General features: G+C 37.5%; 8 protein-coding genes and 1 rRNA gene. All 9 read right to left on the bottom strand.

Annotated features, from left to right (window positions below; all coding sequences use genetic code 11):
* A 16S ribosomal RNA gene (locus tag ABE099_RS15180) occupies positions 1-223 on the bottom strand; the annotation flags it as partial.
* Between the two features lie 308 nt (positions 224-531).
* Entirely contained in the window at positions 532-1,929 is a 1,398-nt protein-coding gene (locus tag ABE099_RS15175) for an ABC transporter substrate-binding protein (RefSeq protein WP_430031972.1), read from the bottom strand.
* 72 nt (positions 1,930-2,001) lie between these two features.
* Complete coding sequence (locus tag ABE099_RS15170; protein WP_430031971.1) at positions 2,002-3,399, bottom strand: ABC transporter substrate-binding protein; 1,398 nt, start codon at positions 3,397-3,399, stop codon at positions 2,002-2,004.
* 156 nt (positions 3,400-3,555) lie between these two features.
* Positions 3,556-4,959, bottom strand: coding sequence for an ABC transporter substrate-binding protein (locus ABE099_RS15165; protein ID WP_430031970.1), 1,404 nt, complete (start codon positions 4,957-4,959; stop codon positions 3,556-3,558).
* A gap of 160 nt (positions 4,960-5,119) precedes the next feature.
* Positions 5,120-6,511 carry an ABC transporter substrate-binding protein gene (locus ABE099_RS15160; RefSeq protein WP_430031969.1) on the bottom strand — a complete coding sequence of 464 codons (1,392 nt, stop codon included), beginning with the start codon at positions 6,509-6,511 and terminating at the stop codon, positions 5,120-5,122.
* A gap of 92 nt (positions 6,512-6,603) precedes the next feature.
* Positions 6,604-8,046, bottom strand: coding sequence for an ABC transporter substrate-binding protein (locus tag ABE099_RS15155; RefSeq protein WP_430031968.1), 1,443 nt, complete (start codon positions 8,044-8,046; stop codon positions 6,604-6,606).
* Positions 8,047-8,141: 95 nt separating this feature from the next.
* Entirely contained in the window at positions 8,142-9,551 is a 1,410-nt protein-coding gene (locus ABE099_RS15150) for an ABC transporter substrate-binding protein (RefSeq protein WP_430031967.1), read from the bottom strand.
* Positions 9,552-9,740: 189 nt separating this feature from the next.
* The gene (ligA, locus tag ABE099_RS15145) at positions 9,741-11,747 is read right to left on the bottom strand and encodes an NAD-dependent DNA ligase LigA (protein WP_430031966.1); all 2,007 of its coding nucleotides are present in this window, start codon (positions 11,745-11,747) and stop codon (positions 9,741-9,743) included.
* Between the two features lie 27 nt (positions 11,748-11,774).
* Entirely contained in the window at positions 11,775-14,117 is a 2,343-nt protein-coding gene (gene pcrA, locus ABE099_RS15140) for a DNA helicase PcrA (protein ID WP_430031965.1), read from the bottom strand.
* Between the last annotated feature and the right edge of the window lie 6 nt (positions 14,118-14,123).

The following is a 14,123-nucleotide window of genomic DNA, read 5'->3' as shown; positions in this document are numbered from 1 at the left end:
ATTGCTCCGTCTTTCTTGACTTCCTCATGCGAGAAAATCACCTATCCGGTATTAGCTACCGTTTCCGGTAGTTATCCCAGTCTTACAGGCAGGTTGCCTACGTGTTACTCACCCGTCCGCCGCTAACCTCAGAGAAGCAAGCTTCTCATCAAGTCCGCTCGACTTGCATGTATTAGGCACGCCGCCAGCGTTCGTCCTGAGCCAGGATCAAACTCTCCAATAAAGTTATTGAAAAGAGCGATAAGCTCATTTTGAATCTGACGATTCTAATTCATTGATTGCATTTCATTTGTTCAGTTTTCAAGGAACTTTTTTGTCGAACATTTATATATACTATCACTTTCCCATTTCAAAGTCAAACACTTTTTTTAATTCTTTAAAAGCGACTGACATTTTCCTGCTTAAAGCGACATCAAATAATATATCATAATTTGTTTTGTTACGCAACTATTTTTATACAATAAAAAAGACCATTGAAATATCTCCAATGATCTTTTAATCTTTTGCTTTAAAACGATAACAACTCTACTACTACTTTTTATCTTTTTGTCCCTTTTTTGCCTCTTCATCCTTAACTGCCTTATCAAGTGCTGCTTGTGCTTCTATTTGTATCGTATTTAGTGCTTCATCTATAGTTTTCTTATTTTCTTCAAGAAGCTTAACTTCACGTTCTAGAATCGGACTGTACTCTCTATAGAAATCTAATGGCATGGCATCTCGTATATTTTCATCTAAATTTATTTTAGGTTGAAGCTTATATAACGGCTCTAATGAAATTCCATTGTAATCTTTAGTAAAACCTTGGCGTGTGGACAATCCATCACTAACTGTTTTTGATCTTACTTTTGCAAATTCCTCACCGTTTACAAATTTAATAAAATCCCATGCTGCATCCATGTTTGGAGAGCCTGCACGAATAGCAAATAATTCATTTAAACGTGCCCCCCTAGTTTTTGTAGGATCTGCCGGATCAACTGGACCCGCCGCGATGCCAATTTCAAACTTCTTATAATCCTTCATGTGTTCTGATGCATCTTTAATGTTGCTTAGCATATAGGTACTTTCTACCGTCATCGCTGCACGTCCCATTAAAAAGGGTTGGCTCGCATAATAATCTTCCATATTTCCACCTTGGAAGCCTTCACCTTCCCTAACATAGATCGCTTTACTTGAAATTGCATCTAATGCCTGCTTGTAAACATTTTTCCACGAATCTGTATTAATTGTAATTTGTTTTGTCTTGTCATTATAGAAATTAAGTCCTTGGGATCTAGCTATTGTAGATGCTAAATCACTTATGCTTGTACCATTTTGTGTTCCAAAGCCATAAATCCGCTCCTTTGCCTCTCCATCTGTAGGGAAGCGACGAGCCAAATCAATAATTTCCTGCCATGTCATTCCATCATGTGGTGGCTCGACACCATATTTTTTAAATAAATCTGCATTATATAAAATTCCATCCACTGAGAACTTAGGACTTAGGGCAAATAGCTTCCCTTCACCCATTTCCTTGATTGACTCCAATATACCTTGGGAATAGGTTGTCATATCATACTTATCTCGATCAATGAGTGGCTGTAGCTCTGTTAGCTTTCCATCTGCCCCTAGTTTTTTGATTTCACTTGGGTCTAATAGTAAAATATCCGGCTGCTCTTCTTCTATAAATTTAACTAATTCTTCATTATAATCAAAATCTTCATTTTGTTGTGATCTGTATATTTTACTAATGCTAGCAAGCTCAACTTCAGTATTTGGATATTTCATACTAAATAAGTCACCATATTGCCGATAAAATGCGTTTTCATCCCAAAACATGAGCTTGACTGTTCGCTTCTCCTCATTCTTATTTTGAGCAGGTGATGTACACCCTGCAATTAGCAAAATACATGTCAAAACCATCACAATCTTTTGTAGCCTTCTGAAATTCATTTTTACCTCCAAATTTTTCAATAATTGTATTCTATAATACAGACGGACAACTAGACAGATTTGTTTCAACTACTATCTTTTTTCTTTATGTCCCACTTGCGCCTCTTCATTTTTAATTGCCTGATCTAACGCTGCTTGCGCTTCCATTTGTATTGTATTTAACGCTTCATCTACAGTTTTCTTATTTTCTTCAAGAAGCTTTGTTTCTCGTTCTAAAATCTCATTGTATTTTTCAAAGAATCCTGCTGGAATGGAGCCACCTACACTTTCATTTAATTTTATTTTAGGTTGAAGCTTATATAATGGCTCTAAGGAAACCCCTTCGTATTCTTTACTAAATCCGAGACGTGCGGACAATCCATTATCAACTGTTTTTGATCTTACTTTTGCAAATTCTTCACCATTTACAAATTTAATAAAATCCCATGCTGCATCCATGTTTGTAGCGCCCGAACGAATAGCAAATAATTCATTCAAATGTGCACCTGTAGTTTTTGTAGACTCTGATGGATCAACTGGGCCCGCCGCGATGCCAATTTCAAACTTCTTATAATCCTTCATATTTTCTGCTGCATCTTTAATGTTACTTAACATAAAGGGACTGTCTATCGTCATCGCTGCACGCCCCATTAAAAAGGCTTGGCTCGCATAATAATCCTCCATATTGTCACCTTGGAAGCCATTGCCTTCCCTTAAATAGATCGCCTTACTTGAAATCGCGTCTAATGCTTGCTTATAAACACTTTTCCACGAATCTGTATTGATTGTAATTTGTTTTGTCTTGTCATTATAGAAATTAAGACCTTGTGAGCTAGCTATTTTAGATGCTAAATCACTTATGTTAGTACCACTTTGTATTGCAAAGCCATAAATTCGCTCCTTTGCATCTCCATCTGTAGGGAATTGAGAAGCCAAATCAAAAATCTCTTGCCATGTCATTCCATCATGTGGTAGTTCCACACCATATTTCTTAAATAAATCAGCGTTATATAAAATTCCATTGATTGAGAACTGTGGACTTAGGGCAAAAAGTTTTCCTTCCCCCATTTCCTTAATTGACTCCACTATACCTTGAGAATAGGTTGTCATATCATATTTATCTCGATCAATTAGCGGCTGTAGTTCCGTTAGTTTCCCGCCTGCTCCTAATTTTTTAATATCACTTGGGTTTAGTAACAAAACGTCTGGCTGCTCTTTTTCAATAAATTTATTTAATGTCTCATTATAATCAAATTCTTCATTGTCATTGATCTCATATAATGTACTAGTGCTAACAATTTTAACTTCAGTATTTGGATATTTCGCACTAAATAAGTCGCCATATTGATAATTAAAAGATTTATCGTCCCAGAACATGATCTTGACCGATCGTTTCTCCTCATTCTTATTTTGACCAGTTGAAGTACACCCTGCGATTAGCAAAACACAGGTCAAAATCATCATAATCTTTTGTAGCCTTCTGAAATTCATTATTTACCTCCAAATTTTTGAAAAATTGTATTACATAATAGACACGATTAACTAAACACTTAAGTTTCACATCGATGGATAGCTGATAGATAAAAAAAAGACCATTGAAAGTATTTTCAATGATCTTTTGCTTTAAGACTATAATGGTTCCACTTATTATTTTTTATCTTTTTGTGCCTTCTCCGCTTCTTGATCCTTAAATGCCTGGTCTAGCGCTGCTTGCGCTTCCGTTTGTATCGTATTTAATGCTTCATCTACAGTTTTCTTATTTTCTTCAAGAAGTTTGATTTCACGTTCCATAATAGGCTGGTATTTTTCATAAAAGCTACTTGGAATTGATGTTAATTCATTTTCATTATCTACTGACATTTTAGGCTTAAGTTTATAAAACGGTTCTAATGAAATCCCTTTGTATTCCTTGCTTATGCCTTCACGCGTTGGCAATCCGTTGTTAAGGGTCTTTGATTTTATTTTTGCAAATTCCTCACCATTTACAAATTTAACAAAATCCCATGCCGCATCCGCATTTGGCGAACCTGCTCTAATCGCAAATAGCTCATTAATATAAGCATTGTTAGTGGTAGTTGGGTCAGAAGGATCAACAGGACCTGCCGCAACACCTATTTCAAAGCTTTTATAATCTTTCATATTCTCTGCTGCTTGTTTTATATTTTCTAAAATGTGGCTACCACCTACAGTCATCGCCATACGTCCCATCAAAAACGGCTGACTTGCATAATAATCTTCCATGCTACCACCTTGGAAACCATCCCCAGTGACAGTATAAATTGCTTTACTTGCTATCGCATCTGCTGCCATCTTATATACATTTTTCCACGCATCGGTATTCAAAGTAATTTGTTTTGTTTGCCCATTATAAAACTTAAGTCCTTGCTCATTAGCTATGGTTGATGCTAGTTCACTTAGGTTATTGCCATATTGTGAACCGTAGCCATAAATTCTTTCCTTTTCAGTTCCATCTGTTGGAAAACGACGTGCTGTATCAAAAATCTCCTGCCATGTCATCCCATCATGTGGCGGTTCTACACCGTATTTTTTAAATAAGTCTGCATTATATATAATTCCATTAGGTGAAAACTTAGGACTTAAGGCAAATAGCTTGCCATCACCCATTTCCTTGATTGATTCCAGTATTCCTTGGGAATACGTTGTCATATCGTATTTATCTCGATCAATTAATGGCTGTAGCTCAGCTAGCTTTCCATCCGCTACAAGCTTTTTAATTCCTCCTGCATTTACAAGCAAAACATCTGGCTGCTCTTTATCTATAAACTTAGCCAACGCTTTATCATAATCGAATTCATCACCCTCAGAACGATCGTATAAACTATTCGTGCTGACAATCTCAACATCTGTATTAGGGAATTTCATACTAAACAAATCACCGTATTGCTGATAAAAATAACTTTCATCCCAAAACATGATCTTGACCGTTCGTTTTTCCTCATTTTTATTTTGACCTGAAGGTGAAGTACACCCTGCAACTAGCAAAACACATGTCAAAATCATCACAATCTTATGTAACCTTTTGAATTTCATTTTCGCCCTCCAAATTTTAGAAAAATTGTATTCCCTATTATAGACGAATAACAACCCACTTTGGTTTCATAAAATTGATAGATGATAGATTCACATATATGCTAAATTCATACTCTTTGCTATGCTAGTATCCCATTTAGTTCTTTTAATTTTAATATTTTCATTTTGATTCTTTCTGAGCCTCCTGAGCTTTAAAAGCTTGATCTAAAGCGATTTGAGCTTCATGTTGCACCGTATTCAATGCTTCATCCACCGTTTTTTTGTTCTCTTCCAAAAGTTTTACTTCACGTTGTAAAATCGTAAGATAATTATTATAAAAATCTTTTGGAACGGAATCATTATTTTCCAACGACACTTTAGGTTTTAGCTTATAAAACGCCTCTAAAGAAACACCGTTGTACTCTTTGCTAATCCCTTCTCGCGTTGGCAAACCATTATTTATCGTTTTAGATTTTACTTTTGCAAATTGTTCACCATTTATAAATTTAATAAAATTCCATGCCGCTTCAATATTTGGCGAGCCAGCACGAATTGCAAATAACTCCTTTATATAAGCGCTATTTGTCTTGGTTGGATCAGTTGGATCAATAGGCCCTGCTACAATCCCGATTTCAAAGCCTTTATAATCCTTTAAATTACTTGCCGCTTCTTTCATATTACTTAATAAATAATTACCATCCACGGTCATAGCTACTCGCCCCATTAAGAAGGGCTGACTTGCATAATACTCCTCCATACTTGAACCTTGAAAGCCTTCTGTGGGATTAGTTGTGTACACCGCCTTACTTGCTACCGCATCCACTGACATTTTATATATATTTTTCCAATAATCTGTGTTCATAGTTATCTTTTTTGATTTTCCATTATAATAGCTAAGGCCTTGAGCATTCGCGATATCTGTAGCTAATTGATCAAGGCTTGTCCCACTATTTGACCCGTAGCCGTAAATTCGTCCCTTTTCAGTTCCATCTGTAGGGAAGCGGCGAGCGGTATCTAAAATTTCCTCCCATGTCATTCCATCACGCGGTGGTTCTACACCGTATTTTTTAAATAAATCTGCATTGTAAAAAATCGCATTAATATTAAACTTAGGACTTAACGCATACAGTTTACCTTCTCCCATTTCCTTAATGGAGTCCAACACTCCCTGAGAGTAGGTGGTCATATCATACTTATCACGGTCAATGAGTGGCTGCAGCTCAACTAAATTCCCCTCTGCTGCAATTGTGCTAATGTAATCTGGGTTTACTAGCAAAACATCTGGTTGCTCTTTTTCTATATATTTTATAAATAATTTTTTATAGTCATATTGTTCGTCCTCAGCAAACTCATTGCTTATTTTGGTGGTACTAACAACCTCAATATCGATATTGGGATATTTCATACTAAATAAATCACCGTATTGCTGATAAAAATAGGTTTCGTCAAAGTACATTACTTTGAGGCTTTGTTTCTCTTCATTATTATTTTGACCAGATGGAGTAGTACATCCTGCAACTAGCAAAACACATGTCAACATGAAAACAATCGTATTTAATCCTCTAATTTTCATTCCCTACCTCCAAATATATGGAAAATTTCATTACAAAATATAGACGGGGAACTAATTATATTAGATTAAATTAAATTGTTAATGACAGAATTTCACTTTTTGTTCGTTGATTCCTTTTTAGCTTCTTCATCCTTAAAGGCTTGATCCAACGCGGCTTGAGCTTCAGTTTGTACTAATTTTAGCACTTCTTCCACTGACTTTTTATTATCCTGTAACAGCTCAGTCTCACGTTCTAAAACTGTTAAAAATGGTTGATAGAAACTAGTTGGGATCAAGTTTTCTCCAAAATCGGGCGCCATTTTAGGTGTAAGCTTATAAAACGCCTCTAATGAAATCCCATCGTAATCCTTACTAATGCCCTCACGAGCTAGCAGGCCTTGATTTAAGGACTTAGCTTTAACTTTTGCAAAATCTTCTCCATTTACAAACTTAATAAAGTCCCATGCTACCTCGGTATTAGGTGATTCAGCCGAAATTGTGAAAATTTCGTTCAAATAAGCGCCGTTAGTTTTTGTTGGATCAACGGGATCAACGGGTCCTGCTGCAATCCCAAGCTCAAATGGTTTATAGTTTTTATATTTTTTTGGATTGTTGCTCACTTCCTTTAATTCCTGTAAAAATTGATTTGATTCTACAGCTATAGCTACACGCCCCATTAAAAACGGCTGACTTGCAAAGTAATCGTTATTACCAGTCTGAGCATGTTCTTCTAAGTTGGGATCATATATTGCCTTAGATGAAGCCACCTCTGTAGCTAACTTAAATATATTTTTCCATGATTCCGTATCTAAGGTTACCTTTTTAGTTTTACCATTTAAAAGATTAATACCTTGAGATGTCCCCATTGTTATCCCTAAATTACCTACAGCATTTAAGTTACTAGAACGCGCTAGTGCAAAACCGTATATACGCTCATCCTTATTACCCTCCGTAGGAAAACGACGAGCCAATTCTAAAATTTCTTGCCATGTCATTCCATCGTGGGGTAAATCAATGCCATGTTTCTTAAACAAATCAACATTATAAAATATGGCGTTGCTCTGAAACCCAGGACTTAAACCATATAGCTTACCTTCTCCTTTTTCCTTAATCGATTCCAAAATACCTTTTGAATATGTAGTTAGATCATAATGATCACGTTCAATTAGTGCCCCAAGCTCAGTAAGTTTTCCTTCAGTTGCATATTGGGGAAAAAGATTAGAAGCTAATAATAAAACATCTGGTTTCTCCTTCTCAACTAAATTTGAAAAAGCTTTATCATAATTAACGGGATTTCCGTTTTCATCCTTCTGATTATAAAGCTTCTCCATGGCCACTACTTGGATTTCTGTATTAGGATATTTCATTGTAAATAAATCTCCATATTGTTGAAAAAAGTAGCTTTCATCCCAATACATCACTTTGAGCACTTTGTTTGCATCCTTGTTTCCTTGTGCAGATGGAGACGTGCAGCCTGCCAAAAGCAGGCAACAGCTAATAAATATCATCATCTTGTTTCGCACTTTCATCCCAAATTCATCTCCTAATTTTTTCATTTTTTTGTTACACCTTAATATAACATTCCCCTCTCACACTGGTTATGCGAATTGATACTCTTAGCTAAAGTAGTTATACTCTTAACATTTTCATTTCACTTTTTGTTCGTTGATGCCTTTTTAGCTTCTTCATCCTTAAAGGCCTGATCCAACGCGGCTTGAGCTTCAGTTTGAACTAATTTTAGTGCTTCTTCCACTGACTTTTTATTATCCTGTAACAGCTCAGTCTCACGTTTTAAAACTTCATAATACGGACCATAGAAGCTTGATGGGATTAAATTTTCACCAAAATCTGATGCCATTTCAGGTTTAAGTTTATAAAATGCCTCTAGTGAAATCCCATTGTAATCCTTACTAATCCCTTCACGAGCTAGTAAACCCATATTTAATGACTTCCCTTTAACCTTTGCAAATGCCTCTCCATTTACAAATTTCACAAAATCCCATGCCGCATCTATATTAGGTGATCCAGCCGATATAGCAAAGATTTCGTTCAAATACGCGCCATTAGTTTTAGTCGGATTAGCTGGGTCAACAGGTCCTGCTGCAATCCCAAGCTCGAACGGTTTATAGTTTTTTGAATTTTTGCTAACTTCATTTGAATCCTGTAAAAACTCATTTGTTTGTACGGTAATAGCTACGCGCCCCATATGGAAGGGTTGACGTGCATAATAGTCTTCATTCGTAGTAATGTCAGAATAGTCTTCTGTATTAGGGTCATATATTGTCTTAGACGAAGCGGCATCTACAGCTATCTTAAATATATTTTTCCATGAATCTGTATCCATCGTTACTTTTTTAGTTTTACCGTTAAGAAGATTAATTCCTGCTGTATCACCAAAATTAAGGGCTAAGCTTCCGACAGTATTCAAATTCCTACTTTGATCTAATGCAAATCCATATACACGTTCTTCTTTACTGCCATCTGTAGGGAAACGGCGGGCTAAATCCATAATTTCTTGCCATGTCATTCCATCGTGGGGTAAATCAACGCCATATTTCTTAAATAAATCTATATTATAAAAGATTGCATTGCTCCGAAAAGCAGGGCTTAAGCCGTATAATTTTCCCTCTCCCTTTTCCTTAAGTGACTCCAAAATCCCTTGGGAATATGTAGTCAAATCATATTTATCACGTTCAACCATTGCTCCCAGATCTGCTAGTTTCCCTTCAGTAGCATATTGTGGAAAAAGATTAGAATCCATTAATAAAATATCTGGTTTCTCCTTCTCAAATAGATCAGAATAAGCTTTATCATATTTAATATCATTTCCGTTTTCATCTTTCTGATTGTATAGTTGTCCAGTGCTTATCACTTGTATTTCTGTATTTGGGTACTGCATTGTAAATAACTCTCCATATTGCTGAAAAAAGTAGCTTTCATCCCAATACATGACTTTGAGCATTCTTTTAGTATCTTTGTTATTTTGAGCGGATGGAGTTGTACAACCTGCTAAAAGCAGGCAAATGCAAATAATCATAATCATCTTATTTCGTACTTTCATTCCAAATACATCTCCTAATTTTTTCAATTTTCATTACATACATCGATATAACGTTTCCTTTTTCGAAATAGTTATAGATGTAAATAAAAAAGGCACCTGAAACAAATGTTTCAAGCACCTAATAATCACGTTATACAATTGTAACAACATCAATTTCTAACTAATGTTTAATCAACTCCATGTCAAAGCTTAAAGTAGCTTCATCCATTCCTCTTCATTGTCCATCACTTCAATACCAAGCTCCCTAGCTTTAGCAAGCTTACTGCCTGCTTTTTCACCGGCAATGACAAGATCCGTTTTTTTAGACACACTTCCTGTTACTTTAGCTCCTAATGCTTCTAAACGCTTAGTTGCTTCTTCACGAGTTAATTGATGTAAGGTTCCCGTTAAGACAACCACTTTTCCAGAAAAATAGGAATCTGTAGGTGGTGGGGCAAACTCGGCAGGGGGTACAGGTGTTACACCAAGCGCTAACATGCGCTGTATACCATCTAAAAGTACTGGGTCTTTAAAATAGGAAACAATACTTTCGGCAACAATGCCACCAATATCAGGTAAAGCAATTAATTCCTCCACTGTTGCTCCCATCACTGCTTCTAGGCTTTTAAAATGATCTGCAAGTGCCTTTGTTGTTGATTTCCCTGTATTCGGAATACCTAATGCATACAAAAACGAAGCTAAATCTCTACTTTTACTTTGCTCCAGTGCATCAAGCAGGTTTTGTGCCTTACGTTCTCCAAAGCGCTCCAGCTTAATTAAATCCTCAAATTGCAAGGTATATAAATCAGCAGGTTGATGCACATCTAATTCTAAATAAAGCTGTTCGGCGGTTTTTTCACTAAATGTTTCGATATCCATCGCATCTCTAGATGCAAAATGAGTTATTCTTGCCACGATTTGTGGTCTGCAATCCAAACGATTGTTACAAAACAGATGAGCACCACGTTGTTCTAAAGCTGAACCACATGCTGGACAAGTGGTTGGATACTCTATTTCTTCCCCATCCTGCTCCTCAGTTACCTTGCCCAAAATCTCTGGAATAACATCGTTGGAGCGACGGATAAACACTCTAGTTCCTAAAGCATTTTTTAAATTTTTCCGTTCAATATCTCCAACGTTGTTAAGTGTACAGTTTTGTACCGTTACGCCTGCAAGCTCCACAGGCTCTACCTTGGCAAGTGGCGTAATTTTCCCTGTACGACCAACGTTCCAAACGACCGATTGCAAAATTGTAGTTGTTTCCTCTGCTTCAAACTTGAAGGCAACTGCCCAACGCGGAAACTTATCGGTATACCCCAACACTTCTCTAGTACGCATATCCGTAATTTTTATTACAGCACCATCAATTAAATAATCTAACGTGGTACGACGCTCTACAATGTCAGCAAGAGCTTCGGCAACCTGTTCAAAGTTATCGTAATAGGATACATACGGATTAACTTTAAAGCGATTTTCTCTTAAAAAATCCATCATTTCTTGGTGTGTAGCAAAGGTGATATTGTCACTATAACCCACGTTATAGAAAAAGGCGCTTAACTTACGTTCCGCAGTTGTTTTTGGATTTAAATTACGTAATGCACCTGCCGCGGCATTGCGTGCATTTTTTAAAGGCTCTAGTGCGGTCTCATTGTATTTCGCCAAGACAGATAGATTCATGATCCCTTCACCTTGCACCTCGATTGTCCCCTCTTTATAAGGAATCGTAAGTGGGACTGATTTTATCGTCTTCACTTGGGATAAGATCCCTTCACCTGTCACCCCATTGCCTCTTGTTGCGGCCTGCACAAGCTTGCCGTCAGTATAGGTTAGGTTCAACGTTAACCCATCAAACTTCAATTCAACAACATAGCTAGGCGACGGAAGTGGAGTATCTGGATTTTTCAAGTTATAGTCTGCGATCAGCCTTAAAACACGTTGATGCCATAACAAAAGCTGATCTTGGTTTTGCGCTTTATCTAAACTCCACAAGGCGGAGAGGTGACGATGGGGCTTAAAGCCCTTTAACAAATCGCCCCCCACTCTTCCTGTTGGTGAATCAGGCAAAACCATCCCAGTCTCTGCTTCAAGTGCTGTCAACTGATCGTATAAAGCATCATACTCTTTATCACTCACTAAAGGCTGATCTAAAGTGTAATAATGATAGTTATAGTGATTTATTTGCTCTACTAATTGTTCCATTTTCATCATGGCATCCATGGTCAGTTGACTCCCCCCTCAAAATCCTTACTCTTGTACTTTCGTAATAGGTGCAAAGCCTGCTAATAGACGTTTCACGCCCACTGGTGCAGGAAAAGCAATTTGCAATTCCATATCATTGCCAGAACCTTTAATGGAGACGATTGTGCCAATTCCCCATTTTCCATGCGAAACTTTATCTCCTGCCTGATAGTCACCTGAAGCAGCACCTTGTGGTTTAGAGGCAGAAGCACCTGGCAGCCCAGTTGTAACTGTTACACGGGACGATGGAGAAGTGGATGAGGACGTAGATGTAGAGAAACCTTGGCCTTGTGCAGAATTCTGTGCTCGATAACCAAAGTTACTACCGCCACTTCCTTCAAAACCTTTCCCACCATATGCGCCACCTGCCCGATTTCCCCGATGATACCGATCATGTGCAACTTTAGTATCTTCTTTTAGCTCCTCAGGTATTTCCTCTAAAAATCTAGAAGGTGGATTTGCGGTAGTCCGACCATACAATGTACGAGATTGGGCACAAGAGAGGAATAGCTTTTGCTCTGCGCGTGTAATCCCTACGTAGGCTAGACGTCTTTCCTCTTCTAGCTCTTCATTGTCAAGAAAAGCTCTACTGTGCGGAAATACCCCCTCCTCCATCCCAATAATGAACACATTCGGGAACTCCAACCCTTTAGCACTATGCATCGTCATTAAAACAACTGCATTATCATCCTCTTCCGGATTGTCATTCATGGAATCAATATCAGCGATAAGGGCTAAATCTGTTAAAAATGATACTAATGTTTTATCTTCATTATTTTGTTCAAATTCCATCGTAACTGATAGAAACTCATCAATATTTTCTAGTCTGGAACGAGACTCCAATGTGTTTTCCTGTACTAGCTCAACACGGTATTGACTATGCTCAAGGATCTGCTCGGTGAGCTCAGTCACTGACAAAAACTCTGTCATCCCATGCAGGGCAACAATCATATCATAAAATTCAACAAGTGCATTACGCGTTCTTCCAGCAAAGCCCAAATCGTCTACAGTAGCTAACACTTTAAAAATGGAAGTGCTTCTCTCCGCAGCAGCGGCAGCAAGCTTACCCACCGTTGTATCCCCAATGCCACGTTTTGGCACGTTAATAATTCTTGTTAAGCTAATGTCATCATCTGGATTCGATAATAGTCTTAAATAAGCTAAAATATCCTTAATTTCTTTTCGGTCATAGAACTTAATACCGCCGACAATTTGATAGGGGATATCAGATTTAATTAAAATTTCCTCAATGACCCGCGACTGCGCATTTGTTCGATATAAAATGGCATGATTGCGATATTGCCCGCCATCCTTCACATTTTGAACAATCTCAGAAGCTACAAAATAACCTTCCGCATGCTCAGAATCCGCACGATACACTTTAATTTTGTTCCCATCGCCTTGATCCGTCCATAGTTTCTTAGGCTTACGACCAGTATTATTGGCGATTACACTGTTAGCCGCATTTAGGATTGTCGATGTAGAACGATAATTTTGCTCTAACAAAATCGTGGTCGCATCGGGATAATCCTTTTCAAAATTCAAAATGTTGCTGATATCCGCACCACGCCAACGATAAATCGATTGATCACTATCCCCTACCACACAAATACGATGATGGTCAGCAGCCAACAGCTTACATAACATATATTGCGCTCGGTTCGTATCCTGATACTCATCAACATGAATGTATTTAAATTTTTTCTGATAAAAATCAAGTACATCCGGTACATCCTTAAACAATTCGATCGTCTTCATAATAAGATCGTCAAAATCTAGTGAATTGTTGCTACGCAAACGTTGCTGATATTTCACATATACTTTAGCAACGATGCCCTCGAAGTAGTCTTTACTATTCTGCTCATATTTTTGCGGTGTAATCAGCTCATTTTTAGCAGCACTAATCATCGCTTGAATCGCTTTGGGTTCAAACTTTTTAGTATCTATATTTTGTTCCTTCATAATTGCTCTTATGACAGATAATTGATCCGTAGAATCTAAAATAGAAAAGTTAGAGGTGAATCCAATTCGTTCTATATCTCTTCTTAAAATCCGAACACACATGGAGTGAAACGTGGACACCCAAATGTCCCGACCTTCTGTCCCTACTAGCTTAGAGACACGCTCCTGCATTTCACGAGCTGCTTTATTTGTAAATGTAATCGCTAAAATTGCCCAAGGTGGTGCTTTACGTGTACTAATTAAATAGGCGATACGGTGCGTAAGCACACGGGTCTTCCCACTACCAGCACCCGCCATAATTAACAACGGGCCTTCGGTATCTTCGACTGCTTTACGCTGCTCAGGATTAAGACGGGCAATGGCATCATGTATATTTACAGTTTGCATATAAAA

This window comes from Paenibacillus turicensis (assembly GCF_050461185.1).
GTDB lineage: Bacteria > Bacillota > Bacilli > Paenibacillales > Paenibacillaceae > Fontibacillus > Fontibacillus turicensis_A.
The sequence above is the reverse complement of the archived record's forward strand: the minus strand, read 5'-3'. Positions and strand labels throughout refer to the sequence as shown.

Bases quoted from the DNA above. Each gene is read 5' to 3' on its own strand.
- ABE099_RS15175 (WP_430031972.1), bottom strand. From the start codon at position 1,929: ATGAATTTCAGAAGGCTACAAAAGATTGTGATGGTTTTGACATGTATT.
- ABE099_RS15170 (WP_430031971.1), bottom strand. From the start codon at position 3,399: ATGAATTTCAGAAGGCTACAAAAGATTATGATGATTTTGACCTGTGTT.
- ABE099_RS15165 (WP_430031970.1), bottom strand. From the start codon at position 4,959: ATGAAATTCAAAAGGTTACATAAGATTGTGATGATTTTGACATGTGTT.
- ABE099_RS15160 (WP_430031969.1), bottom strand. From the start codon at position 6,511: ATGAAAATTAGAGGATTAAATACGATTGTTTTCATGTTGACATGTGTT.
- ABE099_RS15155 (WP_430031968.1), bottom strand. From the start codon at position 8,046: ATGAAAAAATTAGGAGATGAATTTGGGATGAAAGTGCGAAACAAGATG.
- ABE099_RS15150 (WP_430031967.1), bottom strand. From the start codon at position 9,551: ATGAAAGTACGAAATAAGATGATTATGATTATTTGCATTTGCCTGCTT.
- ligA (WP_430031966.1), bottom strand. From the start codon at position 11,747: ATGGATGCCATGATGAAAATGGAACAATTAGTAGAGCAAATAAATCAC.
- pcrA (WP_430031965.1), bottom strand. From the start codon at position 14,117: ATGCAAACTGTAAATATACATGATGCCATTGCCCGTCTTAATCCTGAG.